The 25,321-nt window shown below is 69.1% G+C and carries 26 protein-coding genes; 9 read left to right on the plus strand and 17 right to left on the minus strand.

Annotated elements, in window-relative coordinates; all coding sequences use genetic code 11:
• The first annotated feature begins 433 nt into the window (after positions 1–433).
• Complete coding sequence (locus ACGF7Y_RS35785; protein ID WP_393242139.1) at positions 434–1,300, plus strand: LLM class F420-dependent oxidoreductase; 867 nt, start codon at positions 434–436, stop codon at positions 1,298–1,300.
• A 110-nt stretch (positions 1,301–1,410) separates the two neighbouring features.
• A complete protein-coding gene (locus ACGF7Y_RS35790) occupies positions 1,411–1,989 on the plus strand; it encodes a TetR/AcrR family transcriptional regulator (RefSeq protein ID WP_393242142.1) in 579 nt (192 codons plus the stop codon).
• A gap of 16 nt (positions 1,990–2,005) precedes the next feature.
• Here ACGF7Y_RS35790 and ACGF7Y_RS35795 read toward each other — a convergent pair whose 3' ends face one another.
• Entirely contained in the window at positions 2,006–2,872 is an 867-nt protein-coding gene (locus ACGF7Y_RS35795) for a mycofactocin-coupled SDR family oxidoreductase (RefSeq protein ID WP_393242145.1), read from the minus strand.
• Positions 2,873–3,054: 182 nt separating this feature from the next.
• On the opposite strand from ACGF7Y_RS35795, the gene ACGF7Y_RS35800 reads away from it, so the two are divergent.
• From ACGF7Y_RS35800 to ACGF7Y_RS35810, 3 genes are all read left to right on the plus strand, one after another.
• On the plus strand, positions 3,055–3,543 hold the full coding sequence (locus ACGF7Y_RS35800) for a nitroreductase family deazaflavin-dependent oxidoreductase (protein WP_393242148.1): 489 nt from the start codon (positions 3,055–3,057) through the stop codon (positions 3,541–3,543).
• Positions 3,544–3,724: 181 nt separating this feature from the next.
• Positions 3,725–4,087, plus strand: coding sequence for a helix-turn-helix domain-containing protein (locus ACGF7Y_RS35805; protein WP_393242151.1), 363 nt, complete (start codon positions 3,725–3,727; stop codon positions 4,085–4,087).
• 192 nt (positions 4,088–4,279) lie between these two features.
• Positions 4,280–5,044, plus strand: a complete 765-nt coding sequence (locus ACGF7Y_RS35810; protein WP_393242154.1) for a hypothetical protein — start codon at positions 4,280–4,282, stop codon at positions 5,042–5,044.
• Between the two features lie 54 nt (positions 5,045–5,098).
• Here the strand turns inward: ACGF7Y_RS35810 and ACGF7Y_RS35815 are convergent, their stop codons facing one another.
• On the minus strand, positions 5,099–5,611 hold the full coding sequence (locus ACGF7Y_RS35815) for a hypothetical protein (RefSeq protein WP_040866182.1): 513 nt from the start codon (positions 5,609–5,611) through the stop codon (positions 5,099–5,101).
• Between the two features lie 228 nt (positions 5,612–5,839).
• Between ACGF7Y_RS35815 and ACGF7Y_RS35820 the strand changes: the two genes are divergently transcribed.
• Together ACGF7Y_RS35820 and ACGF7Y_RS35825 are read left to right on the plus strand one after the other, a co-directional pair.
• Positions 5,840–6,442: a DUF6968 family protein gene (locus tag ACGF7Y_RS35820; RefSeq protein ID WP_357045510.1), complete on the plus strand. Its 603-nt coding sequence runs from the start codon at positions 5,840–5,842 to the stop codon at positions 6,440–6,442.
• Between the two features lie 194 nt (positions 6,443–6,636).
• Complete coding sequence (locus ACGF7Y_RS35825; RefSeq protein WP_393242158.1) at positions 6,637–8,001, plus strand: wax ester/triacylglycerol synthase family O-acyltransferase; 1,365 nt, start codon at positions 6,637–6,639, stop codon at positions 7,999–8,001.
• 60 nt (positions 8,002–8,061) lie between these two features.
• Here ACGF7Y_RS35825 and ACGF7Y_RS35830 read toward each other — a convergent pair whose 3' ends face one another.
• On the minus strand, positions 8,062–10,173 hold the full coding sequence (locus tag ACGF7Y_RS35830; protein WP_393242211.1) for an AMP-binding protein: 2,112 nt from the start codon (positions 10,171–10,173) through the stop codon (positions 8,062–8,064).
• A gap of 293 nt (positions 10,174–10,466) precedes the next feature.
• Between ACGF7Y_RS35830 and ACGF7Y_RS35835 the strand changes: the two genes are divergently transcribed.
• Positions 10,467–10,700: a hypothetical protein gene (locus tag ACGF7Y_RS35835; protein WP_393242161.1), complete on the plus strand. Its 234-nt coding sequence runs from the start codon at positions 10,467–10,469 to the stop codon at positions 10,698–10,700.
• A 5-nt stretch (positions 10,701–10,705) separates the two neighbouring features.
• On the opposite strand, the gene ACGF7Y_RS35840 is transcribed toward ACGF7Y_RS35835, so the two are convergent.
• From ACGF7Y_RS35840 to ACGF7Y_RS35850, 3 genes are read right to left on the minus strand one after another with little or no spacing between them, the layout of a single operon-like run.
• Complete coding sequence (locus tag ACGF7Y_RS35840; RefSeq protein WP_063053691.1) at positions 10,706–11,545, minus strand: RNA polymerase sigma factor SigF; 840 nt, start codon at positions 11,543–11,545, stop codon at positions 10,706–10,708.
• Complete coding sequence (locus ACGF7Y_RS35845; RefSeq protein WP_393242164.1) at positions 11,535–11,978, minus strand: anti-sigma factor; 444 nt, start codon at positions 11,976–11,978, stop codon at positions 11,535–11,537. The genes ACGF7Y_RS35840 and ACGF7Y_RS35845 overlap by 11 nt, the downstream gene beginning before the upstream one ends.
• On the minus strand, positions 11,978–12,457 hold the full coding sequence (locus ACGF7Y_RS35850) for a Dps family protein (RefSeq protein ID WP_393242167.1): 480 nt from the start codon (positions 12,455–12,457) through the stop codon (positions 11,978–11,980). Before ACGF7Y_RS35850 ends, ACGF7Y_RS35845 begins: the two co-directional genes overlap by 1 nt.
• Positions 12,458–12,728: 271 nt before the next feature.
• Between ACGF7Y_RS35850 and ACGF7Y_RS35855 the strand changes: the two genes are divergently transcribed.
• Positions 12,729–14,216 (plus strand): mannitol dehydrogenase family protein, encoded by a 1,488-nt coding sequence (locus ACGF7Y_RS35855; protein WP_393242170.1) that lies wholly within the window; start codon positions 12,729–12,731, stop codon positions 14,214–14,216.
• On the opposite strand, the gene ACGF7Y_RS35860 is transcribed toward ACGF7Y_RS35855, so the two are convergent.
• The 11 genes from ACGF7Y_RS35860 to ACGF7Y_RS35910 form a co-directional block, all read right to left on the minus strand.
• On the minus strand, positions 14,213–14,971 hold the full coding sequence (locus ACGF7Y_RS35860; RefSeq protein WP_393242173.1) for an acyl-[acyl-carrier-protein] thioesterase: 759 nt from the start codon (positions 14,969–14,971) through the stop codon (positions 14,213–14,215). The two genes, ACGF7Y_RS35855 and ACGF7Y_RS35860, sit on opposite strands and share 4 nt — an antisense overlap.
• 143 nt (positions 14,972–15,114) lie before the next feature.
• Positions 15,115–16,530, minus strand: a complete 1,416-nt coding sequence (der, locus tag ACGF7Y_RS35865) for a ribosome biogenesis GTPase Der (RefSeq protein ID WP_063053696.1) — start codon at positions 16,528–16,530, stop codon at positions 15,115–15,117.
• Complete coding sequence (gene cmk / locus ACGF7Y_RS35870; protein ID WP_393242213.1) at positions 16,527–17,204, minus strand: (d)CMP kinase; 678 nt, start codon at positions 17,202–17,204, stop codon at positions 16,527–16,529. Before cmk ends, der begins: the two co-directional genes overlap by 4 nt.
• Positions 17,205–17,269: 65 nt before the next feature.
• A complete protein-coding gene (locus ACGF7Y_RS35875; RefSeq protein ID WP_393242176.1) occupies positions 17,270–18,349 on the minus strand; it encodes a pseudouridine synthase in 1,080 nt (359 codons plus the stop codon).
• A 9-nt stretch (positions 18,350–18,358) separates the two neighbouring features.
• Positions 18,359–19,015: an SMC-Scp complex subunit ScpB gene (gene scpB, locus ACGF7Y_RS35880; RefSeq protein WP_357130119.1), complete on the minus strand. Its 657-nt coding sequence runs from the start codon at positions 19,013–19,015 to the stop codon at positions 18,359–18,361.
• A 46-nt stretch (positions 19,016–19,061) separates the two neighbouring features.
• Positions 19,062–19,985: a segregation and condensation protein A gene (locus ACGF7Y_RS35885; protein ID WP_393242215.1), complete on the minus strand. Its 924-nt coding sequence runs from the start codon at positions 19,983–19,985 to the stop codon at positions 19,062–19,064.
• Between the two features lie 491 nt (positions 19,986–20,476).
• Positions 20,477–21,421, minus strand: coding sequence for a ParA family protein (locus ACGF7Y_RS35890; RefSeq protein ID WP_393242217.1), 945 nt, complete (start codon positions 21,419–21,421; stop codon positions 20,477–20,479).
• Positions 21,422–21,508: 87 nt separating this feature from the next.
• Positions 21,509–21,784, minus strand: a complete 276-nt coding sequence (locus ACGF7Y_RS35895; RefSeq protein WP_393242179.1) for a hypothetical protein — start codon at positions 21,782–21,784, stop codon at positions 21,509–21,511.
• Between the two features lie 78 nt (positions 21,785–21,862).
• On the minus strand, positions 21,863–22,807 hold the full coding sequence (gene xerD / locus ACGF7Y_RS35900) for a site-specific tyrosine recombinase XerD (RefSeq protein ID WP_393242182.1): 945 nt from the start codon (positions 22,805–22,807) through the stop codon (positions 21,863–21,865).
• A 6-nt stretch (positions 22,808–22,813) separates the two neighbouring features.
• The gene (locus ACGF7Y_RS35905; protein ID WP_393242185.1) at positions 22,814–23,473 is read right to left on the minus strand and encodes an NUDIX domain-containing protein; all 660 of its coding nucleotides are present in this window, start codon (positions 23,471–23,473) and stop codon (positions 22,814–22,816) included.
• Positions 23,474–23,477: 4 nt separating this feature from the next.
• Entirely contained in the window at positions 23,478–25,199 is a 1,722-nt protein-coding gene (locus ACGF7Y_RS35910; RefSeq protein WP_393242188.1) for a CTP synthase, read from the minus strand.
• Between the last annotated feature and the right edge of the window lie 122 nt (positions 25,200–25,321).

Below are 25,321 nucleotides of genomic sequence, written 5' to 3' on the forward strand. Positions count from 1 at the left end.
TACGGATCCTCGTGAAACCCGTAGTCATACGGATCGAACGTCACCGGCTCCACCGCGGCGGTCATCACCCACACTCCGAAACCGATAACACGTTCTCAACGGGAAGCGGTCCGGCTTCCACTCGGAGAGACACATAGCTGGACATGTGTCTGGACGCTACCACTGACGGATTTTCAGGACAATCCCGAACGAACGATCTCTTCGAAACCGCGACCCAGCGCCCCGGCACACGCCACGCCGGACCGAAAACGAGAACGCGTTCTTGCAGGCCGTATATGATCGGACTACAGTCCGAACAGCTGTCCATATGCTCGGCTGCCGAGCCGCACCGGTGTCTCCGACCCGGAACGCGCGCCATCAGGAGCGCCACCGAGGCGCTTACCGGCGAAAGACCGAGCACCACACCGAACGACCCGACAAGACAGGGGTTCCCATGCGATTCGGCATCGTCCTGTTCACCAGTGACCGTGGCATCGCCCCCGCCCCGGCCGCCCGCGCAGCGGAGCAGGCGGGATTCGCCTCCTTCTACGTCCCCGAGCACACCCACATCCCGGTGGCGCGCAGCGCGGCGCATCCGCAGACCGGCGACGCGTCGCTACCCGACGACCGATACCTGCGCACGCTCGACCCATGGGTGGCGCTGTCCATGGCGGCCGCCGTCACCGAACGAATCGAGCTGGCCACCGCCGTCGCACTCCCGGTCGAGCACGACCCGATCACCCTGGCCAAGACGATCGCCTCACTCGACCACCTCAGCGGCGGACGGGTCCTGCTGGGCGCCGGATTCGGCTGGAACACCGACGAACTCGCCGATCACGGCGTGCCCGCGAACAAGCGGCGCACGGTGCTGCGCGAGTATCTGACGGCGATGCGGGCACTGTGGAGCCAGGACGAGGCGAGCTACGACGGCGAGTACGTGAGCTTCGGGCCCAGCTGGGCCTGGCCGAAACCGGTGCGGCGCTCGGTGCCGGTACTGATCGGCGCGGCGGGCACCGAACGTACGTTCCGATGGATAGCCGAGTCCGCCGACGGATGGATCACCACACCGGGGGAAACGGAGATCTCGGATCGACTCGCCCTGCTGCACGACATCTGGCAGCAGGCGGGGCGGACCGGACGTCCGCGCGTGGTCGCTCTCGACTACAAACCCGACGCCGCGCGCCTGGCCGAGTGGGAACTCGGGGGCGTCACCGATGTGGTGTACGGCCTGCCGGACAAGGACGAGCCCGCGATTCTCGGCTACCTCGAGCGATTGTCCGGCAAACTCGCGGACATCGGCCGGCCGCTCGGCGTGAGATAACCGGCCGCGGTGTCCGCGGCCGTCGAACAATTTCACCGTGGCCGGAAACACAGCGATTTCCGCAGCGTGCACGTTGCTCGAACAGAATAACGACACTACCATCTAGACACATGTCCGAAAGCGATTCCAGAACCGTCGAGGCGACGCGGCGGCGCTTGTCCGGAAAACAGGCCGACACCGTCGAGAAGCTCACCAGGTCGGCGCTGGAAGTGCTTTCCCGGGAGGGGTTCGCGGGCCTGACCATCCGCATGGTCGCCGCCAACGCGAAAGTCGGCACGGCCACCGCGTACACCTACTTCTCCTCCAAGGAACACCTGGTCGCGGAGATCTTCTGGCGCAGGCTGCGCGCGACGCCCTCGCCGGTGAGCGAGGACGCGGACGTCACCGTGCGCGTGATCGCCGAACTCCGCAGCATCGCGTTGCTCGTCGCCGACGAACCGGAATTGTCCGGCGCGGTCACCAGCGCGCTGCTCGGCCGCGATCCGGATGTCGAACATTTGCGCGCGCGCATCGGTTTGGAAATTCGCGCCCGCCTGGCGCATGCGCTGTCCGGAAGTCCCGACGAGGATATTCTGAAATCGCTCGAATTACTCTACGCGGGCGCGCTGGTACACGCCGGGATGGGCTACGAATCGTATTCGGACATCGCGGACCGCATCGAGCGGTCCGCGATGCTCATCCTGAAGTGACGCAGCGCGTTTCGCGTCACTGCCCCGCCAGCCCCAGTTTCAGCGACGCCCCGCCGTCGACGAACATCTGCAAGCCGGTCACATAACGCGACTCGTCGGAGGCCAGGAACGTGACCGCGTGGGAGATGTCCGAGGACTCGACGAAGGGAATCGGCATGGCCTGCATGAACGGAAAGGTGACCTCGGCGTCCTCCCGCGTCGGGTGCTGCACGTCCGGACGGAAGATCTGGTACATGCCGGGGTTGTGCAGCATGTCGGTGTCGACGTTGGTCGGGTGCACCGCGTTGATCCGGATCGAACTCGGCCCCAGTGTCAAGGCCAAAGTCTGCGTGTAGGAACGGATCATCTTCTTCGACAGACCGTAGCCGTCGCCGCCCGGGCCTTGCAGCGCCTGCTGGCCGTTGAATCCGGTCTGCGGCACCAAACCCGCCACCGAGCCGGTCACGATGATCGAGGCGCCCGCCCCCAGATGCGGCAGCGCGGCGTGCACGGTGTTCACCACGCCGACGAAGTTGACGTCGAAGACGTCGACGAATCCCTGCAGCGGCACATGGTGGCCGAGCGGGCAGATCCCGGCGTTGGCCACCACCACATCCAAGCGCCCGAGTTCGGCGACGGCGGCCCCGATCGCCTCGTGCAGCGCGGGACGATCCCGCACGTCGACCTTCCGGGCCACCACCCTGCGGCCGGTCTTCGCGACCAGGTCCTCGGTCTCGGCGAGGTCCGCCTCTGTCGCCAGCGCGTAGTCGTTGCTGGCGATGTCGGCGCAGATGTCGAAGGCGATGATGTCGGCGCCCTCTTCGGCCAGGGCGAGCGCGTGACTGCGGCCCTGCCCCCGCCCCGCGCCGGTCACCAGGACGACTTTACCGCTGACCCGATTCATGTTTCCTCCACCGTGCTGGTCACCGGTTTCCGATACCCCTGCGACACGCGCCGCGCGTCTGTGGAATAGTAACCGGACATCTGTCTGGACGATACTACGGACAAAGGTATGGATCAATCACTCTTCATCGCAGCCGATTCGAGCGCCGCACCCCGTTCCCGCCCGGCCGAGCGGAGCGTCCGATGACGCCGAACCGCCCGCGCAATCTCGATTCGCCGCTCGTCGGGGCGCTCATCAAGTACATGTCGAAGGCACAGGTCTGGGTCTTCCGCCGGACCGGAGGACGCATCGGCGGGCGATGGCGGATCGGCGCGGGCTTCCGGAAGCCGGTGCCGACCTTGCTGCTCGAGCATCGCGGCCGCAAATCGGGCAAGGTGTTCACCGTCCCGCTGCTGTATCTGGTGGACGGCGCCGACCTGGTGGTCGTCGCCTCGCAAGGCGGATTGCCGAACCATCCGCAGTGGTACTTCAATCTCTCGGCGCATCCCACCACCCGGGTGCAGATAGGCCGCGAGCACCGCCGCGTCCGCGCCCGCGTGGCGACCCCGCAGGAGAGGAAGCGCCTGTGGCCCTTGCTCGTCGCCCTCTACGCGGACTTCGACGCCTACCAGTCCTGGACGGAACGCGAGATACCGGTGCTGATTCTCCAGCCGGAGGACCAGGCGCACTGACCTCGCGCCCGGCGCGTCGAGTGGGGTCCGCACCCACACTCCCCCATGATGTTCAGCGTTCCCGGCGCGGCGGGGCTCGCCCGCCGCGGCAGTGCGACGCAATCGATCGACTCGACAGAGGATGGGAGAGCGTGTGGCGAAAATGGGTAGGCGGAAACGGTCCAGGCTGATCACCAGCGGAATGCTGCGGGAGAAGCGCCAAGCCGAAGAGCACGAAGCGCCGGCGGCGGCTGAGGTCGTCGCGGACGATGTCGTCGCGGACGATGTCGTCGCGGCCGAGGTCGAGGCGGTTTTCGCGCTCGATCTCGACGCGCTCGCCGCGCGCGTGCGCGCGCGGCGGCGGGAGATGAAGTGGACCCAGGCGGACGTGGCGGGCAACGGCGGCCCGCCGGCCAAGGTGATCAGCGAGATCGAGCGGTCCCGCAATCCGCGGCCCAGCGCCGAGGTGCTCGACCGGCTCGACGCGGCACTCGATTGGCCCCCCGGCACCAGCGCGACGATCCTGGGCGACGAGCAGGCGCGCGAACTCGCCGCGGCGCGCTGATCGCCCGAGGCGAAACCCGGCCGGTCGGAGAATTTTTCGATATCTCCGACCGGCCGAGCCGGAACGCTCATCGGTAGCTGCATGCGCTGCTAGGCTGCTCAGCGACCTGGACGACTGCTCTTGCGCCGCCGGAGTGCGCGGGTCCGGCCGTGCTGGACGCAGGTGTGAACCCGATGAAGGAATGGACGAATCATGCAACTCCGCGGCATCACTGCGGCAGCGATACTCGCCATCGGCTCGCTGACCATCGGCTCCGGCGTCGCTCACGCCGAGCCGGCTCCCGACATCACCTACTCGGCCAGGATCGTCGAACAGACGGTGGTCGCCGCGCTCCGGGGCGGAACCTTCGAATTGTCCAAAGCGCTGCGCGATCAGCCCGCCGGTGCGGAGAACGCTCGACTAACCGAGCGCGACGGGGTGCTCGTCGACCACACCGGCGCCCCCGCCGACATCGCTCGAGTGATCGACGTGGTCGACATCCGCGCCGAGGACGGCCACGTCGCCATGACGTTGCCGCTGGACTTCCGGATCGCGGGCACCGCCATTCCCGTGCATCCCGAAGTGAAGAAGGACAGCACGGTGCTGGAGCTGAAGCCGACCAGGCCGGAAGGCATAGCCCCCACCGAAACACTGGTCGCCAAACCGGTCGCGTCCATGACCGAGAACCAGCGTGCCCGTGACGAATTCGCCAGCCAGTTCGGACTCGCCACCGCCATCGGCGGTTTCATCGGCACCGCCATCGGCGCCACGATCGGCTGCCTGGTCACCATCGCCGTCGGGTGCGTGGCCGGTCTGCTGACCGGCGCGAGCCTCGGCGGCATCCTCGGAACCATCGCGGTCGGCGGACCGACCCTGGTCGTGGCGGGTGTCGACCTGCTCACCACGCTGCAGGCAGCCGAGGGCACCACCCGCTTCGCCGACAAGCCCGTCCAGGTCACACCCGCACCACCCAGGTGACCTCGTCGCGGCGGCGACCACGCCACCGGGACGAGACCTCCGACGACCGCGCCGCTACAGCGGCGCGGTCGTCGTGTTCGAGCGGCCCACGCGCTCGTCGTTGATCAGGTGATAGGCGCGCCCCAGATCGTCGAGCGCTCGCTCCCATCTGGTATCCGCGTCGTGGCCGCGCGGGTTGCGGCTGAGCAGCAGCAGTGTCTCGGCCGCGTCCGTCGACCGCGCGGCGGCGTCCAACAGGACCGGCACCGGCTCCACGGTGGTGCCCGCCGCCAGCGCGCCGATCCGGTCGTGCAGCCAGTGCGCGTCGAAACGCACCTGCTCCGTGGGGTTCTCGCCGTTCACCGGGAAGGTGCTCACCGCGGCGGCCTTGGCGGCCTCCTCCTCGTCCATCGTCGTGGTGACGACCTGACGCAGTTCACTGCTCGCGATCCGGTGTAGCAAACCGATCAGTAGGACCCGTTCGGCGTCCGGACCGCGCAGACCCGTGCCACCCAACCACCCGCCGACCTCGTCCGGGTCGACGCGCAGAATCGACAGAACCGCTCGTAACTGCGCAATCGTTACCACTTCGTCCGCCCCTCCTCATCGTCGCGGCCCCACCATCACACCTCGGCGACAGCCTGCCAAACCCGAGGCGCGTTAACCGTCCGGTAGCCCTTTTGCCGATCCGGCGTGTCTCCGCTCTGCGGCCCAGGTCACCTCGAACCGCAGGATAAACCGGGGGCCTACTTGGGTACTCCAGAATTCATGAGAGCGATACCGGCGCGGGTCACTGGTGACACGACCACGTCCGCAGTGCGCGAGTCCGAACACGGCGGTGCGATCGCGAGCACGAAATGGCGACGTATCAGGGAGGTGATCGCCACCCGAACCGTCGCCGATGCCACGCGAGAAGTGTCGATCGAGGTGGGGAAACCGCAGATGGCACCGGGCGCCACCGGCGTGGTGTGCGGATTCCGCATCCAGGGCATCGGCGAGCGATGGGCGCACGGCCCCGACTCCATCGCCGCGCTGTACCGCGCTTTCCAGGAGATCGCTCAGGAGCTGCGGCAAGCCAACAGCCACGGCGCGCACTTCGCGGTGACCGAACCGTGCGACCCCGGCTTCCCCGCCGCCCCCACCCGCCCTTCGTGCGCCGCCACGACGGCCGAGCACGAGTCGCAAGCTCTGATCGCGGCCCGCACGCTGCGCGATGCCGACAGCTCGTTGTCGATCATCATCGGCAGGCCGTACCTCGCGGCCGACCGGCGCGAGCATCTGTGCCGGTTCCACATCAGCGAGCAGGGTGCGTCGCTGGCCAGCGGCGTCGACGAGATCCAGGCGCTGCACTCCGCGATCAGCATGATCAGCGAACGCCTCGAGCTGCCGCAGGATTGGCCGGTCAGCCGCCTGTCCTGAGCCCGAGACGCACAATCCGCGGCGAACCGCCCAGCCGGTCCGGATTCGGCATCGAATCACCGGTTGGTGGATCGTCGTTCGACCGGCGCGGGTGGCCCGCGCCATGAGCAGTCCGGCACGTCCGTCGCCGACCTTCCCCCACGTCCTGATCCAGACCGTGGCGAAGTCGCGGCGTCGCCAGGAGGGAACTGCCCATGGAATTCATCTCGCCGGTGGACGCCCTGTTCCTCATCGCGGAATCGCGCGAGCACCCGATGCATGTCGGTTCGCTGTCGATCTTCGATCCCGCGGACGGCACCGGACCCGAGTTCGCCCGGCGCGCGCACGCGACGCTGGCGGCCGACCAGGACTTCCACCCCATGTTCCGCAAGCGCCCGGCTCGCCTGCTCGGCACTCCCCAGCTGGCCTGGACCGTGGACAGCGCCGTCGAACTGGACTACCACGTCCAACGGTGGGCGCTGCCGGAATCGGGTGGCCTGGACGCCCTGACCGAGATGGCCGCCGGCCTGCACAGCACCCTGCTCGACCGGCACCGGCCGCTGTGGGAAGCGCACCTGATCGAAGGGCTCGCCGGCGACCGGGTCGGGTTGTACGCGAAGATGCACCACGCGCTCATCGACGGCGTCGGCGCGCAGCGCCTGTTACAGCGCACGCTCAGCACCGATCCCGAGTCCGGTGCCGCGCTGGTGCCCTGGCATCTGCCGCCGTCGACCGGGCACCGGGAGCACGCACCGCGCAGGCACACCCTCGGCTCCCGCGCGCGTGCGCTGTTCGCCGCAGCGGGCTCGGCCGCTTCGGCTCTGCGCCTGGCCCGCACCGCGCTGGTCGAGCAACAGCTGACGCTGCCCTTCGCCGCACCGCGCACCATGTTCAACGTCCCGATCGGCGGAGCCCGCCGCTGCGCCGCCCGCTCGTGGCCGCTGGACCGGATCCGCCAGGTCAAGAAGATGACCGGCACCACGCTCAACGATGTGGTGCTGGCCATGTCGGCGGGCGCGCTGCGCACCTATCTGCTCGAACACCTCGCCCTGCCGGACAAGCCGCTGATCGCCATGGTTCCGGTCTCGCTGCGCCCCGATTCCGACGACGGGGGCAGCGGGGGCAACGCGGTGGCGGCGCTGCTGTGCAATCTCGCCACCGACCTGCCCGACCCGGCCGCGCGGCTGGCGGCGATCAGCTCGTCGATGCACCGCAGCAAGGAGATCTATCGCACGCTCTCCCCCGTGCAGGCGGTCTCGCTCTCGGCGCTGACCCTGAGTCCGCTCGCCCTGTCGCTGCTGCTCCCCGCCACGGTCGCGCTGACCAGCCCGCCGTTCAACGTCGTCATCTCCAACATTCCGGGGCCGCGCGAGCCCCAGTACTGGAACGGCGCGCGCGTCGCCGCCAGCTATCCGCTGTCGATCCCCCTGGACGGGCAGGCGGTGAACATCACCCTCACCAGCAATGCCGACAGCCTGGACATCGGCATCGTCGCCTGCCGCCGCAGCGTGCCGGACGTGGCCAGGCTGCTCGACCACTTGGAATCCGCATTGACCGACCTGGAGGACACCGTCTACTGACCGGGCCCCCGCCCAGCGGCGAGCCGACAGCGGCCGGGCGGCCGGATCACCGCTCGGAGGTCAGGAGGAACTCGCCGTCCCGAGTCCGTTGATCGACGGCGGCAGCTCCGGCTTCGCCGCACCGGGGCCGGCCAGCAGGCGCTTGAGGATCTTGCCGGTGTCGCCGCGCGGCAGCGCCGAGAGGAAGGTGACGTCACGCGGGACCGAGAAGCGGCTCAAGCGGTTGCGGATGTAGGTGCGGACCATGTCCGAATCGAGCCCCGACCCTTCGCGCTTGACCACGAAGGCCACCAGCCGCTGCCCGAATTCGTGGTCCGGCACACCGACCACCGCGACGTCGCTGACCTGCGGCAAGTGCGCGAGCGCCTCTTCGACGGGGCGCGGGAAGACGTTCTCGCCGCCGGAGATGATCATCTCGTCGTCCCGGCCCGCGATGAACAACCGGCCCGAGGCGTCCAGATAGCCGAGGTCGCCGGTGTCGAGCATGCCGTGCGCCTCCTCCGGCGGCGCCGAGTTGACGTAACCGTCGAACAGCATGTGATTGCCGACGAAGATGTGTCCGGTGGCGCCGATCGGCAACCTCCGGTGGTCCGGCCCGAGCACGGCGACCTTGGTGCCCAGCGGGGGGCGCCCGGCCGTGGTCGGTGAGGTGTGCAGGTCAGCGGGGGTCGCGATGGTCGCCCACGAGACCTCGGTGGAACCGTAGACGTTGTAGAGGACGTCGCCGTATGCCGCCATGAATCGCTCGACGGTCGCACCCGCCAGCGGCGCGCCGCAGCTGATCATGTGCCGCAGGCTGGAGGTGTCGTAGCGGGCGCGCACGTGCGCGGGCAGATCGAGGATGCGCTGCACCATGGTCGGCACGACGATCACCGTGTTGACCCGGTGCTCGGCGATGCTGCGCAGGCAGTCCTCGGCGTCGAACCGTCCCGTCAGCACCACGGTCGCGCGTAGCGCGGTGCTCAGCTGTAGCCCGGCCAGCCCCCAGGTGTGGAACAGCGGCGCCGGGATCAGCATGGTCTCGTTCATCTGCATCGGGATGCGCGACAACAAGGCCGCGATGGACCCGAAGCCCTTCGGGTGCGGCCTGCGCGCTCCCTTCGGCGTCCCGCTGGTCCCCGAGGTGAGCACGATGAGCCGCCCCGGCTGGGCGGGCGTGCGGAAGGTGGTGTGCCCCTCGGCCACGAGTTGATCCACGGTTGTCCGCTCGGGCACCGGGGGTCGTTCGTCGGTGTTGTAGCGCGGGATGTCGGCGTGCAGGTAGCGCACCAACTCCTCCAGGTCGCCGTCGACGAACAGCGCCGAAAGCCGGTCGCGCTGGACGATCTCCTCGATGGTGCGGCCCGCCAGCCCGGCGTTCAGCAGGGCGACGTCCACGCCGAGTTTTCCCGCGGCGACCATGCATTCGACCATCGCCGCGTGGTTGCGCGCGAGCAGTCCGATGGCGTCACCGGGGCCGAGACCGTGCGCGGCCATCGCGCCTGCCAGCGCATTGGTCCGCTCGTGCATGTCGGCGAAGGAGCGGGTGCCGTGGTCGTCGATGATCGCGACCCGGTCCGGGGCGTACGCCGCGCCCGCCGCGTATCCGCCCGCCAGGTTGAAACCCCACTTCGCCAGTGAACGCAGCTGTTTGAAACTGCGATCGAGACGAACCGGCAGCACGACGCCGCTGGCCACCATCTGTCGTGCGACGCCCGCGTTGCGCCGGATCGGCGAATCCTCCCCGTTGACCACCAGGGAGGTCCGCGCGCCCTTGGCGACGTCGGCCACCCGCTTCAGTCCGCTCTTGGTCCATTCCGCGATCGCCACATTGGACAGCTCCGCCACGCGGGGGTGCACGCGGCTGGGCGCGAAGAAGGTGACCGTGATCTTGGTGCGCTCCTCGTCGCCGTGTAGTCGCACCGACGCGAAGCTGCCCAGCGCGGCGTACTGCATCTCGAAGCTCTCATACCAGCGGCCCACGCTGATTCGGATCTGGTGGGTGCGGATACCGGACTCGTAGGTGCCGACGCGCATCTGCCAGACCACGTTCCCGTCGGCCGACTGGATCTGCTCACACGCGCCGATACCGGTGAACATGCGCGGATACGTCTGCGGTTCGAGCAGCAGGTCCCAGATGGTCTTGCGGGCGATAGCGAATTCGGCGACTACATCGATGACGTCGGTAACCAACTTGTGCACTTCTCGTCGGCCGGTTCGAAGAACTTCGGGTCGGCGGGTAGCTCCTTTGTAACGTCAGTCACAGGTAAGGTCAAGTAGCTCGGGCCTCGCCGCCACTACCAGCGACACGCAGGAAATACCCTGCGATTGCCCAGCATTCACCTGGGGCTGGGAACCGGCCCAAATCCCCCGCGCGACGCCTGTGAATGAACCCAACGATCACCGAAACTCCCGCCCGGCGGCGACGGCCGATCCTAACGTCGCAGATGCCTGCTCGGCAGGACCGCCCGCTGGCTGGAGAGGTTATGGACCACAACCCCGCACGACGCATCGCGCACTCCCGCGCCGAGGAGATCCTCGACTTCTTCGGCAAATGCCGAGCGTGCGGCTATCCCGCTTACGCGGAGAGCACCACGCTGCACTACGACAACGGCGACATGGAGACCAAGGTCATCGCCAGCTGCGCTTTGCCGTGCGGCTGGACGGGCGAGGTGTCCGCCACCCCGATGACCGGCTCGGCCGCCCGCCCCCGTCCGTAGGGAAGTCAGGCCGCGCGCGAGGCGAGTTCGTCGGAACCGAGCGCGCGCTTGCGCAGCTCGCCCAGGATCCGGGCGAGGATGCGCGACACCTGCATCTGAGATACGCCCAGTTCTTCCGCGATCTGAGTCTGGGTCCGGCACTCGTAGAAGCGCATGATCAGCACCTGTCGATCGCGCGGCGGCAGCTCGGCGATCAGGGGACGCACCGCCATCGCCTGCTCGAGCAGGTCGTAGCACGGCTCCTCGGCACCGAGCGTGTCGGCGAGCGCCTGCGGCGCACCGTCACCGTCCTCGCGGCCACCGGCATCCAGCGAGTTGGTCTGGTAGGCGTTGCTCGCGATGAGCGCCTGGGTGACCTCGCCGAGTTCGACGTCCAACTCCTCGGCGATCTCCCGCGCCGTCGGCATCCGCCCGAGGCGGTGCGACAACGTCTCGGTGGCCGGGCCGATGCGCAGCTGAATCTCTTTGAGCCTGCGCGGAACTCGCAAGGACCACGTGTTGTCCCGGAAGTGCCTGCGGACCTCGCCCATGATGGTGGGGACCGCGAAGCCGAGGAAGGAACTGCCGCGGGAGACGTCGAACCGGTCCACCGCGAGCACCAGCCCGACCCGGGCGATCTGCAGCAGGTCCTCGTAGGACTCACCGCGGCCGGAGAACTTGCGGGCGATGTGTTCGGCGAGCGGGAGACACCGTCGCGTCACCTCCTCGCGCAGCGCGGCGCGATGCGGATCGCCCTCCTCCATCGAGGCCATCTTCTCGAACCACGGCTCGATGTTGTCGTAGCTGTCCCCTGCGCGCTTACGGCCCGTCGTGCCATTCCCGTCGGTCGTGAACTCACGTGTCATCAAATGGTCCTCGTTCCCAACTGAATTCGATAACGGTCGGATACCCGCCGATCTCGGAATCAAAAGGGTCACGAGAAATCGACAAAGAACTGGTGAGCATGCGCACGAGTTCCCAGCTCAACGGATCGCCTTCGGCAACCTCGTCACCGAACGCGGCGACGGAATCGACGCGCACACTCATCCGTTCCGCGCCGTAGGTGAACGCACAGCCGAGCATCGAGCCGGGCGCGGCGCCCACCAGCAGCATGGTGGCCGCCTCGTTGATCGCCAGGCGGATGTCCGCGGCCGCGTCGAACGGAACGTCGGCGACCAGGCAGACGGTGTCGGTCATCGCACGGACCAGGGCCAGGTGTCGCGCGTCGGCGGGGATCCGCACCGCGACCGTGGTGGTCTCGGTGGCGGGCGCGCCGAACGCGCATGTGATCACCCGCATCAGACCGTGGCGAGCTGCGCTTGCCACATCCAGTGCAACTGCTCCAGTCGCGCCGCGATCGCCAGGAACAGATCCTGGGTTACCGGATCGGCCTTCTCGGTGGCCGCGATCCGCTCACGCAGCCGCTTGATCACCGCGGCGAGGTTGCCGACGATCGTGTCGATGATGTCGGTGTCCTGCTGCCAGCCCTCACCGATACCGATCGCGCCGGAATCCTTGGCCACGGTTCCCGCTCGACCGTCCGGGCTGACCCCGACGGCGGTGGCGCGTTCCGCGGCCGCGTCCGTGAACTCCCGTGCCACGGTCACCAATTCGTCCAGCGCGAGGTGCACCGACCGGAAGTTCGAGCCGACCACGTTCCAGTGCGCCTGCTTGGCGATCAGCGACAGGTCGATCAGGTCGACCACCGTGTCCTGCAGGGTCTCGCCCGCGATGCGCTGCTGCTCCGGGTCCAAGGTACTGGTGATGGGTTGGGACATCGTTTCGAACCTTTCTGCCGTTCATCCGGGTCATCGACGGTCTACCCAGTCATGCCGCGATAAACCTCCCGGTAGGTCCAGCGGACGGGAAACGGGGTGGGCGCCCCGGCGCCCCGCACGGGTCTCCGGCGGCCCGTGCGGAGTGCACGGGTGACCCAGGCGCGACCGCACCGCACCGGGGCGGCGGTGACGATCCGACCCCGCCGCGCCGGGCCGGTCCGCAACCGCCGCTGCACTATGGTGTGATCCACACAACACGGGGAGGTGCGTGATGGCGGAACGGACCGCGACGCCCTTGCGGGCGGCGACCTTGACGGAGTTCGCCGGTCGCGTCTCGACACCGACCTATGACCGATCCCGGATCTCGACCGGCATAGCGCATTTCGGGGTCGGCGGGTTCCATCGAGCGCACCAGGCGATGTACGTCGACCGCCTGCTCGAGCGCGGACTCGGGCAGGACTGGGGCATCTGCGGTGTCGGCGTACTACCCGGCGATCGCCGGATGCGCGATGTGCTGCGGGCGCAGGACGGCTTGTACACGTTGTCGACGGTCGCGCCGGACGGCGCCTGGACCACGCGCGCGATCGGCTCCCTCGTCGAGTACCGGTACGCGCCCGATGATCCCGAAGCCGTCGTGGCGAAGCTCACCGATCCGGTCACCCGGATCGTCTCGCTCACCATCACCGAGGGCGGCTACCACATCGCGGCCGCCACCGGGGAATTCGACGCCGACGACCCCGGCATCCGCGCCGATCTCGCCGGCAGCGCCCCGCCCACCACCGTTTTCGGGCTCGTCACCGAAGCGCTGGCGCGGCGCCGATCAGCGGGTCTCGCGCCGTTCACCGTGCTGTCCTGCGACAACATCGAGGGCAACGGCGACGTCGCGCGCCGGATGTTCGGCGCGTTCGCCGCCCTGCGCGATCCCGGGCTCGGATCCTGGGTGGCGGAGCAGGTGCGCTTCCCGAATTCGATGGTGGACCGGATCACCCCGGTGACCCCCGCCGGGGCGACCGGCGAGGTCGAGCGGCGGTACGGGCTCATCGACCGCTGGCCGGTGGTGACCGAACCGTTCGCGCAGTGGGTGCTGGAGGATTCGTTCGGACTCGGCCGCCCTGCCTTCGAGGAAGTCGGGGTGCAGGTCGTCGACGACGTCACGCCGTACGAACTGATGAAACTGCGGTTGCTGAACGCGAGCCACCAAGCGCTGTGCTACTTCGGATATCTGAGCGGCTACCGGCTCGTCCACGAAGCCGCACAGGATCCGGTCTTCCGGCGCTTCTTGCTGCGCTATATGGACGCCGAGGCGACGCCGACGCTGCGACCGGTACCCGGGGTCGACTTGGACGCCTACAAGCGCACGCTACTGGACAGGTTCGCCAACCCCGCGATCGGCGACACCATCGCCCGACTGTGCGCGGAGTCCTCCGACCGGATCCCGAAGTGGTTGCTGCCGGTGGTCCGGGCGCAGCTCGCCACCGGCGGCGAGATCGACTGCGCGGCGGCGGTCGTCGCGAGCTGGGCGCGCTACGCCGAGGGTGTCGACGAGCACGGGGCGAAGATCGAGATCGTGGACCGGCTTGGTGACCGGCTGACTCCCCTCGCGCGGCGCCAACGCCAACAGCCCACCGCCTTCCTCGGCGAGCGCTCGCTGTTCGGCGACCTGATCGACCATCCCCGGTTCGTGACCGCGTATCTGGCCGCGCTGGACAGCCTGCGCACCAGAGGCGCCCACGCCACCGTCGAGGAACTGGCCCGCTAGCGTGGGGTGACGCGGGCGATCGCCCGGCAGTCGGCGCCGACCGCGAACCAGACATCCAGGCTGGAGTCGGTGCACCGGGCCACGAGCTCGACGTCCTCGCCCGATCGCACCGGCTTGCCGTACTCGACCACCACACGGTGCGGACCGGACTTGAGGTCGGCGTGATCGGCGAGCACTTCCTCGAGCGCGGTGAGGTAGACCGCGTTGTTCATGTGGTCGAGCAGATCGATGTCGGTCGCTCGCAGCGGAAAGCGCCTGATCTCGACGCCGGGATCCCCTGCGGCGGGCATGGGGTCGGCGAGTTCGGCTTTCCAGCGCAGCCGATGCTCGGTCGTGCAGGCCAGCATCGGCGCGAGGAACCGGTCGCTCATCCGGGCAGGGACCCCCGACTCGGTGCCGAAATGGATCAGGAAGCTCTCGGTCTCCACCAACCCGCCCGCGCTACCGCAGATCTGGACCCGCATCGTGCACCACCGGGTGGATGTCGCCGAGGGCCAGCGCCGCAGGGTCGCCCACTCACCGAACGCGAGCGGCTTCAGCGCGTCGACCACCGTCCTGCGGATCACCCACAGCCGATGGATATCGCCGTCCTCGAGGACATCGAGATGGTCGTAGCCGACGTCCTGCAGGTAGCGCGCGACACCGTCGAGCCGCAGCCGCTGGTCGCGATCGGTGTCGGCGAGACGCACCGGCCATCCCGTCTCGAAAGGAGTCAGGACGGCCGGTGGTTCCGGCAGCACGCTGGGAATGGCCATAAGCGGATGATGCCAGCCATTTGCCACAATCGCACCGCTACGCGCGGATCGTCATCGACCCGAGAAGATAAGGTCTCCTATTAGGTAACTTTACCCGAGGCGTGCTGCCGAAATTGATCGCTAATAGTTAGCCTGACTGCTCTCTATTTCTTGCGATCCCGCTTCTCCCGCACCCGCACCGAGATGCGCACCGGCGAGCCGTCGAAGCCGAACTCCTCGCGCAACCTGCGTTCCAGGAAGCGCCGGTAACCCGCCTCCAGGAAGCCGGTGGTGAACAGCACGAACGTGGGTGGCCGGGTGGTCGCCTGGGTGGCGAACAGCACGCGCGGCAGCCTGCCGCCGCGCATCGGCGGCGGGGTGGCGGCGATCACTTCCTTCAGCCAGGTGTTGAGCCTGCCCGTCGAGATGCGCTTGTCCCAGGACTCGAGTGCGGTCTCCATGGCGGGCACCAGCTTCTGCACCGCGCGGCCGGTGTGCGCGGAGATGTTCACCCGCTGTGCCCACGGCACCCGGACCAGATCGCGGTCGACCTCGCGGTCCAGTTGCAGACGGCGATCCTCGTCGACCAGGTCCCACTTGTTGAACGCCAGCACCAGCGCCCGCCCGGAATCGGCGACCATGCTGATCACCCGCAGATCCTGCTCGGTGATCGGCTGCGAGGCGTCGATCAGCATGATCGCCACCTCCGACGCCTCCAGTGCCGACTTGGTGCGCAGCGAGGCGTAGAACTCGGTGCCGCTGGCATTGCTCACCTTGCGGCGCAACCCGGCGGTATCGATGAATTTCCAGATCTTGCCGCCCAACTCGACGAGGGAGTCGACCGGGTCGACCGTGGTGCCCGCGACATCGTGCACCACCGAACGCTCGTCGCCGGCCAGCTTGTTCAGCAGGCTCGACTTGCCGACGTTCGGCTTGCCGACCAGCGCCACACGACGCGGGCCGACACCGCCGGTCCCTTCACGCGGCGTCTCGGGGAGCACCGCGAGCACGTCGTCGAGCAGGTCACCGGTGCCGCGGCCGTGCGCGGCGCTGACCATGCGCGGCTCGCCCAGTCCGAGCGACCACAGCGCCGCCGCTTCCGCTTCCACCCGCTGGTCGTCGACCTTGTTGGCGACCAGGATGACCGGGACGGCGGAGCGGCGCAGTTTCCGCACCGCGGCCTCGTCGGTCGCGGTGGCGCCCACGACGGCGTCGACCACGAGCAGGATCGCGTCGGCGGTCTGCATGGCCAGTTCGGCCTGGCGGGCCACCGATTGCTGCAGCCCCTTCGCGTCGGGCTCCCAGCCACCGGTGTCTTGAACGAGAAATCGGCGGCCCGCCCAATTCGCCTCGTAGGACACGCGGTCGCGGGTCACGCCGGGAATGTCTTCCACGACCGCCTCGCGGCGGCCGAGAATCCGGTTCACCAGCGTCGATTTGCCCACGTTCGGGCGGCCGACCACCGCGAGCGTCGGCATCGCGACGTGCGCTCGGTCCTCGAATTCGCCCTCGAGTTCGGCCAGCTCCCAGTCGGCCTCGTCGCTCCAGACGCCGTCGCCGGCGAGCACGTCCTCGTTCATCGGTCACCTCCGGTCCGGTACGCCGAGACCTGCTGCGCGACAACGCGATACAGCTCGTCGATGACCTCGTCCATGGACAGTTCGCTGGTGTCGACGCGCACCGCGTCCTCGGCCGGGCGCAGCGGGGACACCTTGCGGGTCGAGTCGAGGGTGTCGCGGCGCTGCACGTCGGCGAGCACGGCCGCGTAGTCGTCGCCCCGGCCCTCGGCGATGTTCTGCTGATTGCGCCGGTGCGCCCGCGCCTCGGCGGACGCGGTCAGGTAGATCTTGGCGTCCGCGGCGGGCAGCACGACGGTGCCGATGTCGCGGCCCTCCACCACGATCCGCCCCGCGGCCGCCGTGATGTCGCGCTGCATGGCGACGAGCAGGTCACGCACCTCGGGTACCGCGGACACCGCGGACACGGCCTTGGTCACGGCGTCACCGCGAATCTCCGAGCGCACGTCCTCCCCGTCGAGCTCGATCACCTCGCGGCTGGGATCGGTGCCGATGGACAGCGGCAGTTCCTTGACCGCGGCGGCGATGGCGGCGGTGTCGGTCAGCTCGATGCCCGCGCGCAGCACGCGCAGCGTCGCCACCCGGTACATCGCGCCGGTATCGAGGTAGCGGGCGCCGAGGCGGGTGGCCAGGCGCCGCGAGACGCTCGACTTCCCGGTGCCCGACGGCCCGTCCATGGCGACCACCAGCGGGCTCGTACCGGCCGGCCGCGCCGGCGCCTGCACCGGGATCTCCACACCGTTCACAACGACACCGCCTCGTAGAGTTTGCCGATCTCATCGCGGCCGAGCACCCGCAACGTGCCGGGCCGTTGGTCGCCGAGCGCGACCGGGCCGATATTCGTGCGGACCAGCCGGACGACCGGATGGCCCACCGCGTCGAGCAGGCGGCGCACGATGTGCTTGCGCCCCTCGTGCAACACGATCTTCACCAGGGAACGTCCCTCCCCCAGCTCGAGCACCTGGAAGCGGTCGACCTTTGCGGGACCGTCCTCCAGTTCGACGCCTTCCTTCAACCGCTTGCCGACCGCGCGGTTGTTCACCTCACCCTGCACCGTGGCCAGGTAGGTCTTCGATACCTCGAAGGACGGGTGCATGAGCCGGTGCGCCAGATCGCCGTCGTTGGTGAGCAGCAGCAGGCCTTCGGTGTCGGCATCCAGCCTTCCGACATGGAAGAGGCGCTGACCGGCGGCGATCCGCTCTGCCACGATGTCGCCGACGCAGGGGCGCCCCAAATCGTCGGACATGGTGGACTGCCAGCCCTTGGGCTTGTTCAGCGCGACGTGCACCAGTTCCTCGCGCACCACCACGCGGGTGCCGTCGACGCGCACCACAGCGTGCTGCGGGTCGATGCGCAGGCCCTGCTCGCGCACGATCATGCCGTCGACCTCGACGCGGCCCTGCGCGATCATCTCCTCGGCGGCCCGCCGCGACGCGACGCCCGCCTTGGCGAGGACCTTCTGCAACCGTTCCCCCTCGCCCCAGGGGAGTTTGGCGTGACCGCCGGACGCGTCGGGCTCCACGTTCTGGTGGCGCGCGGGCTTGGCGTTGCTCAGCAGCGGCGGCGCGGTGACCTGCCGCTGCGGCTTGGGCTTCTTCTTGCCGGCCGGGGCCGGGTGTCGCTGCGGGCTCGGCGCCTGCGCCGATCCGCGCTGGGCGGATCCGCGGCCCGCGCCTGCCTGCTGGGCGCCTCGGGCGCTCGTGCCCCGTTGGGCCGAACGGGCGTCGCGCGAACCCGAGTTGCGGCTCGCGCCGCCTCGTTCGGGCTGTGCGCCGCGTTTCCTACGATCCGGTGTGCCATCTCGGCGAGCGGGCGTATTCATGATGTCCTGTCACTCTGCGGTACCGAGGTCCAAATCGGCCTCGGCGGGTTTCCTCAACCTGGTGTAACGGGGGTCCGTCTCCAGGCTCTCGTTGATCTCATCGATCAGGTCGACGCCCGGAAGCAGGGGCGCCAGTGGCGGCAGGTCGCTCAGCGAAGCGAGCCCGATCCGTTCCAGGAACAGCTCGGTGGTGCGGTACAGCGTCCCGTTGGTCTCCGGGTCGACGCCTGCCTCGGCGATCAAGCCCCTGGCCAGCAGGGTGCGCATCACCCCGTCGACGTTCACGCCACGCACCGCGCTGACCCTGGTCCTGGTCACCGGCTGACGGTATGCCACCACCGCCAGTGTTTCCAACGCCGCCCGGGTCAGTTTCGATCGGGAGCCGTCGAGCAGCATCCGTTCCACATACGGCGCGTACTCGCTGCGAGTATAGAAGCGCCAGCCGTCACCGACGAAACGCAGATCTATCCCGCTGGACCGCGCCGACAGCTCGGCGGACATCGCACGCAGGGTGTGCTCGACCCGCTGCGGGCTGTCGCCGAGGGCGGCCGCGAGCTGGTCCACCGGCGCGGGAGCGTCGACGACCAGCAGCATGGCCTCCAGCGCCGAACGCAGATCGGCGTCCTCCAGCGGCTCGGGGGTGAGTTCCACCACTGCCTCACTCACGACTGCCCCTCGCCGCTGTCCGGGCGCGATCGCGCGCTGTGCTCGCTCACCCGTAGTCCTCCTCGATTGTCACGGTTTCCGTCTGTTGCGCGGCCTCCTCGCCGATCCAGCTGACCGCCAAGGGACCGAGCGGATCGGGCTGGTCGAACTCGATCGTCTTGCCGCGATACAGCTCGAGCAGCGCCAGGAAGCGGGCGACGATCTGCACCGGGAGCTCGCAGTCCGCGACCAGCTCGCCGAAGGAGGTCCACGCACCCGCACCACGCTGTTTGAGCCGCTCCAGCACCAGTGCCGCCTGCTCGGCCACCGAAATCGCGTGCGTGTGCAAGTGGTCGAGCCCGACCTTGGGTACCGGACGGGGCCGGAAGGCCGCCGCGGCGATCTCGGCGAACTCGGCCGCCCCGACACCCAGCCTAACCTCGGGCAGCAGGCCGGCGTAGCGCTCCTCCAGGCCGACCGCGCGTGGATAACGGCGCAGCGCGGCCGCCTCCAGCTCCCCGAGCAGTTCGGCGACCTGCTTGAACGCGCGGTATTGCAGCAGCCGGGCGAACAGCAGGTCGCGCGCCTCGAGCAGCTCGAGGTCCTCGGCGTCGGTCATCTCCCCGGACGGCAGCAGCCGCGCCGCCTTCAGATCGAGCAACGTGGCGGCGACGACCAGGAATTCGGTGGTCTGATCCAAGATCTTGTCCGCACGCAACGTGTTCTGCCGCGCCATGCTCGCGGTCAGCGCCTTGGTGTAGGCGATGAACTCGTCGGTGACCTTGTGCAACGCCACCTCGGTGACGTCCAGCTTGCGCGAGCTGATCAGGGTCAGCAGCAGGTCGAACGGCCCCTCGAAGTTGCTCAGCCGCAGGTGGAACCCGGACGCCTGCGGCTCGTCCGCCTGCGCCTCCTTCCCCGGCCGTGTGTCCGGCTCGGAGCCGGGTGTGGCCGAAGCGGCACCGGGCGCGTCGGGCACGGAGCCGGACACCTCCAGGCCGGAGTGGGCCACCTCGGGCACCGGACCGCGTGTCCCCGGGTCGGAGCCGGATACCTCCGACTCACGACGGAGTGTGTCCGCCCCTCGGCCGACCGGCTCAGGCGCGGAGTCCGGCGTGTCCGCGTCGGCGGCCCGGGCGGCATTCGCCTCGGCGACCTCCCGCGCGACCGCCTCGGTGCGATGCGTGCCCGGTTCGTCCGCACTGTCCCGGGAAGGTGGGCCGTCATAGTCCGGTTCGGGAGCGGTCGGTCCGGCGACGCCCCCGACGACGGCCGGGTTCGGGCGCGTGGGCGCCGCGTCCCGGCCCGCCGCGATGAACGCGGCTGCCGCGTTACCGAGCGCGGGTGCGTTCCCCGGAGCGGTCGGGTCCGGCCCGGCGGTATCGGGCTCGCGGTCGTCCGGTGTGGAGGTCGATCCGGCCGAGGAAGACCCCTGGCCGGACGGGTCGTGGTGGGACGCAGACGAGGGGTCGGAGCGGCCGCTCACCGGCCGGATCGGTGGATGACTTCCCGGGCCATCGACCGATACGCTTCGGCGCCACTCGATTTCGGCGCCCATGTGGTGATGGGCTCGCCCGCGACACTGGCGTCCGGGAAACGGACGGTGCGCGCGATGGCGGTGTCGTAGACCAGCTCACCGAACACCTCGACGACGCGCGCCATGACCTGGCGGGAATGCAGCAGTCGAGAGTCGAACATGGTGACCACTATTCCGTACAGGCTCAACCGCGGGTTCAGCCGGTCCCGCACCTTCTCGACGGTGTCGTTGAGCAGTGCGAGCCCGCGTAGCGAGAAGTACTCGCACTCCATCGGGATGATCACGCCGTCCGAGCAGGCCAGGGCGTTGACCGTGAGCAGGCCCAGCGAAGGCTGGCAGTCGATGAGGATGTAGTCGTAGCGGTTGCGCACCGGCTCCAGCGCGCGGCCGAGCGATTGCTCCCGGCCCACCTCGTTGACGAGCTGGATCTCGGCGGCGGAGAGGTCGATGTTGCTCGGCAGCAGGTCCAAGTTCGGGACCCGCGTCTGCATCAGCACGTCATCGATGGACACCTTGGAACCGATGAGCAGGTCGTGCACGGTCGAGTCGAGATCGTGGTGGGCGACGCCGAGACCGGCCGACAGCGCGCCCTGCGGGTCCAGGTCGACGAGCAGCACCCGGCGGCCGTATTCGGCCAGCGCGGCACCGAGATTGATGGTGGAGGTGGTCTTGCCGACCCCGCCCTTCTGGTTGCACATGGCCACGATCAACGCGTCACCGTGCTCGCCTACCGGCGGCGGATCCGGCACCAGCCGCAACGGTCGCCCGGTCGGGCCGAGCGTCGCGTCCTCGGGGACCGGCTCGACTCCGTGGCCCCACAGCGTTTCCGCCGCGGCGTCCGAGTACGGACCCGGTCGCGAGCCCGTAAGCGGCTCCGCCCCAGCACCCATCGGCGGCTCTGCCGCTCCGGCTGTCGTCACGATCCGCTGCTCCTTATACGTTCCTGCCCGTTGCCTCGCCGAGCGTAGCGAGGCCGATCAGGGCCGACCTCGCTTTCGTGCGGTCCAGCTCTGGATAGACGCTACCGCTTGACGGCACTCGAGTGCCGCGCCTGCGTGCGGCGTGTTCGTCCGGCGCTGGTCAACGCCATCGCGCAATTCGATCACGCTGTCCCAGTCCGCCTCCCCGCGCGCGATCCGGCCGAGTCGCCGGAAGTATTCGAAGCGGACGATACCGGGTGTGAGCACAGCCAGGAACTCCGCGGGCCCGTCGGCGGCGTCGCCGAAGGCGTGCACGGCGCCCGGCGCAAGCACGACCAGACCACCTTTGCCCCGAAAGGCTCTGCCGGTCAACTCGTCTCGCGTCATGGTGTGCCGCGGAGCGCGAAGATCTCACCGGGCGCGGGGGTGTGCGGTAGCCCAGACTTCGCGCAAGGTGTTGACCGTGACCAGGGTGTAGATCTGGGTCGTGGTCACGGAGGCGTGGCCGAGCAATTCCTGCACCACCCTGACATCGGCGCCACCGTCGAGCAGATGGGTGGCGAAGGAGTGGCGCAAGGTGTGCGGCGACACCGCCGCCGCGATGCCCGCGCGTTCGGCGGCGGTGTGCAGGACCTGCCAGGCGCTCTGCCGGGACAGCCGGGCGCCGCGGGCATTCAGGAAGAGGGCCCCGGCGTTGCCCTTTCCCCGCGCGGCCAGCACGGGCCGTCCCCGGACGAGGTAGGCGTCCACGGCGGCGAGGGCGGGCCGTCCGATCGGCACCAGGCGCTGTTTCCCGCCCTTGCCGCGCAGCACGACCGACCGTTCCCCGAGGTCGAGATCGTCGACGTCCAATCCGACCGTTTCCGAGATGCGGGCGCCGGTGGAATACAGCATTTCCAGCAGCGCGCGGTCGCGCAGGCCGCGCGGGCCGCCGTCGACACCCGCCGCGGGATCTCCCGAGCCACCGCCGGCCGCCTCCAGCAAACGCAGGACCTGGTCGTAGGGCAGCGCCTTGGGCAACCTGCGCCCCGGCGCGGGCGGCTTCACCGCGTGCGCCACGTCGGTGTCGGTCAGCCCCTCCGCGGCGGCGAAGCGATGCCAGCCGCGCACCGCGATCAGCGCGCGGGCCACCGAACTCGCCGCCAGCGGCGGGTGCCCTTGATCGCCCGAGCGCAGCGCCATGGTGAACTCGGCGACATCGGACTCGGCGACCCGGTCGAGCGAGCGGATGCCGCGCCCGGACAGGAAATCCAGGTAGCGCCCGAGGTCACGCCGGTAGGCGCCCAATGTGTTGGGCGCGACGCCGCGCTCGACGGCGAGGTGGTCGAGATAGGCGTCGAGCTCGCGACCGAGCACGTCCGGTCAGTCTCCGGACTTCTCGGCCGCCTTGCGGCGGAGGAAGGTCGTGGGCTGACCGTCCCAGGGTGCGTCCGGCGGCCGCAACTCGATGCCGCCCGCTTGCGCGGCCGCCAGCGCGAGCACGCCCGCGACCGCCGTGGCGTTGACGATCTCGCCGCTCAGCGCCGCGCGGACCGCCGCGTCGACCGGCATGCGGACCACTTCCAGATCCGCCTCCTCGAATTCCGGCTCCGGACGGTCGGTTTCGTACAGACCGCGCGCCAGGTAGACCCGCAGCGCTTCATCGGTGAACCCGGGCGAGAGCGCCACGTCCACCAGCACCGCCCATTCCCGGGCGGCCAACCCGGTTTCCTCGGCCAGCTCACGGCGAGCCGCGAGCAGTGGATCCTCGCCGGGCACGTCGAGCAGACCCGCGGGCAGTTCGAGCAGCCGCCTGCTGATCGGGTGACGATATTGATTGATCAGCACCACATTGCCGTCGTCATCGATCGCGGCCACGGCGACGGCGCCGTGGTGTTCGATCACCTCCCGCTCGACGACCCGGCCGCCCGGCATACGCACCTGGTCGAGCCGCAACGCGAGGATCGCGCCGCTGTAGACGGTCTCGGCGGAAACTGTCTCGAAGTCGTGGCTGCCCGGCTCGGCAGCGCCCCCGTCGGTCATGCCGCTACGCCTGTTCCGCCGCACCCGCCAGTTCTTCACCCGGGATATCCACCGGGAGCCGTTCGGCCGCCTTGTATCGCAGCGCCGCCGAGATGAGCGCCGCGAACAGCGGATGCGGGCGCGTGGGGCGGCTCTTCAACTCCGGGTGCGCCTGTGTGGCGACGAAGAACGGATGCACGTCGGCGGGCAGTTCCACGAACTCGACCAGGTGCCCGTCCGGCGAGGTGCCGCTGAACTTCAACCCGCTCTGGGCGATCTTGTCGCGGTAGGCGTTGTTCACCTCGTAGCGGTGGCGATGACGCTCGGAGACCTGTTCGATGCCATAGGCATGGGCGACGACCGAGCCCTTCTCCAGGATCGCCGGGTAGGCGCCCAGCCGCATGGTGCCGCCGAGATCGGCCTCGCCGGCCACGGCCTGCTCCTGGTCGGCCATGGTGGAGATGACCGGATGCGGCGTGTCCGGCTCGAACTCGGCCGAGTTGGCCTCCGCCAGCCCCACCCTGCGCGCCGCCTCGATCACGACGCACTGCAACCCCAGGCACAAGCCGAGCAGCGGGATGCCGCGGGTGCGCGCGTAGTGGATCGCGCCGACCTTGCCCTCGATGCCGCGGATGCCGAAGCCGCCGGGAATCAGGACGGCGTCCACGTCACGCAGCGCGTGCTGGGCGCCGGAGGGGGTCTCGCACTCGTCGGAGGGCACCCAGCGGATGTTCACCTTGGCGCGCGAGGCGAACCCGCCCGCGCGCAGCGCCTCGGTGACCGAGAGGTAGGCGTCGGGCAGGTCGACGTACTTGCCGACCAGCGCGACCTCGACCGTCTCGCGCGGCGAGTGCACACGGTCGAGCAGGTCGCCCCACACGGTCCAGTCCACGTCGCGGAACGGCAGGCCCAGCCTGCGCACCACGTAGGCGTCCAAGCCCTCCCGGTGCAGCACGCGCGGGATGTCGTAGATCGACGGCGCGTCCGGCGTGGAGATGCACGCGTCCACCTCGACGTCGCACATCAGCGCGATCTTGCTCTTCAGCGCCTGCGGGACCTCGCGGTCACAGCGCAGGATCAGCGCGTCGGGCTGGATACCGATATTGCGCAGCGCCGCCACCGAGTGCTGGGTCGGCTTGGTCTTCAGCTCACCGGAGGGCGCGAGGTAGGGCACCAGCGACACGTGCAGGAAGAAGACGTTGTCGCGTCCGACGTCGTGGCGGATCTGGCGGGCGGCCTCCAGGAACGGCTGCGACTCGATGTCGCCGACGGTGCCGCCGATCTCGGTGATCACCACGTCCGGGGTCTGGCCCTGCAGATCCGGGCCGCGCATGGCGAGGATCCGGTTCTTGATCTCGTCGGTGATATGCGGGATCACCTGCACCGTGTCGCCGAGGTACTCGCCGCGGCGCTCCTTGGCGATGACCGACGAATAGATTTGCCCGGTGGTCACATTCGCGTCCCGGGACAGGTCCCGATCGAGGAAACGCTCGTAGTGGCCGACGTCCAGGTCGGTCTCCGCCCCGTCCTCGGTCACGAACACCTCGCCGTGCTGGAAGGGGTTCATCGTGCCGGGATCGACGTTCAAGTACGGGTCGAGTTTCTGCATCGTGACGCGCAGCCCACGCGCCGTCAGCAGCTGACCGAGGCTGGAGGCGGTAAGACCTTTACCCAATGAGGAGGCGACACCACCGCTGACGAAGATGTGCTTCGTGGCCGTTCGCGCCTGAATCCGTGTTTGACCCACGGGTCTTCACGGTAACACGAATCCGCCCGTCCGTTCGAATGCCACGCACGTTTGCCCACCGATCGCCGGAACGGCGATCAGAGCGCCGGGAGCCGAAGTGTGAGCCGGGTCGCGTCCCGGCA

The sequence above is a fragment of the Nocardia sp. NPDC047654 genome (assembly GCF_043205035.1).
Classification (GTDB): Bacteria; Actinomycetota; Actinomycetes; order Mycobacteriales; family Mycobacteriaceae; genus Nocardia.

Coding starts and splice junctions, on each gene's coding strand:
- ACGF7Y_RS35835 (WP_393242161.1), top strand. CDS start 10,467: ATGGACCACAACCCCGCACGACGCATCGCGCACTCCCGCGCCGAGGAG.
- ACGF7Y_RS35855 (WP_393242170.1), top strand. CDS start 12,729: ATGGCGGAACGGACCGCGACGCCCTTGCGGGCGGCGACCTTGACGGAG.
- ACGF7Y_RS35840 (WP_063053691.1), bottom strand. CDS start 11,545: ATGACACGTGAGTTCACGACCGACGGGAATGGCACGACGGGCCGTAAG.
- ACGF7Y_RS35845 (WP_393242164.1), bottom strand. CDS start 11,978: ATGCGGGTGATCACATGCGCGTTCGGCGCGCCCGCCACCGAGACCACC.
- der (WP_063053696.1), bottom strand. CDS start 16,530: ATGAACGAGGACGTGCTCGCCGGCGACGGCGTCTGGAGCGACGAGGCC.
- ACGF7Y_RS35800 (WP_393242148.1), top strand. CDS start 3,055: ATGACGCCGAACCGCCCGCGCAATCTCGATTCGCCGCTCGTCGGGGCG.
- ACGF7Y_RS35795 (WP_393242145.1), bottom strand. CDS start 2,872: ATGAATCGGGTCAGCGGTAAAGTCGTCCTGGTGACCGGCGCGGGGCGG.
- ACGF7Y_RS35790 (WP_393242142.1), top strand. CDS start 1,411: ATGTCCGAAAGCGATTCCAGAACCGTCGAGGCGACGCGGCGGCGCTTG.
- ACGF7Y_RS35785 (WP_393242139.1), top strand. CDS start 434: ATGCGATTCGGCATCGTCCTGTTCACCAGTGACCGTGGCATCGCCCCC.
- ACGF7Y_RS35875 (WP_393242176.1), bottom strand. CDS start 18,349: ATGAATACGCCCGCTCGCCGAGATGGCACACCGGATCGTAGGAAACGC.
- ACGF7Y_RS35905 (WP_393242185.1), bottom strand. CDS start 23,473: ATGACCGACGGGGGCGCTGCCGAGCCGGGCAGCCACGACTTCGAGACA.
- ACGF7Y_RS35890 (WP_393242217.1), bottom strand. CDS start 21,421: ATGGGTGCTGGGGCGGAGCCGCTTACGGGCTCGCGACCGGGTCCGTAC.
- ACGF7Y_RS35805 (WP_393242151.1), top strand. CDS start 3,725: ATGCTGCGGGAGAAGCGCCAAGCCGAAGAGCACGAAGCGCCGGCGGCG.
- ACGF7Y_RS35860 (WP_393242173.1), bottom strand. CDS start 14,971: ATGGCCATTCCCAGCGTGCTGCCGGAACCACCGGCCGTCCTGACTCCT.
- ACGF7Y_RS35825 (WP_393242158.1), top strand. CDS start 6,637: ATGGAATTCATCTCGCCGGTGGACGCCCTGTTCCTCATCGCGGAATCG.
- cmk (WP_393242213.1), bottom strand. CDS start 17,204: ATGGACGGGCCGTCGGGCACCGGGAAGTCGAGCGTCTCGCGGCGCCTG.
- ACGF7Y_RS35850 (WP_393242167.1), bottom strand. CDS start 12,457: ATGTCCCAACCCATCACCAGTACCTTGGACCCGGAGCAGCAGCGCATC.
- ACGF7Y_RS35810 (WP_393242154.1), top strand. CDS start 4,280: ATGCAACTCCGCGGCATCACTGCGGCAGCGATACTCGCCATCGGCTCG.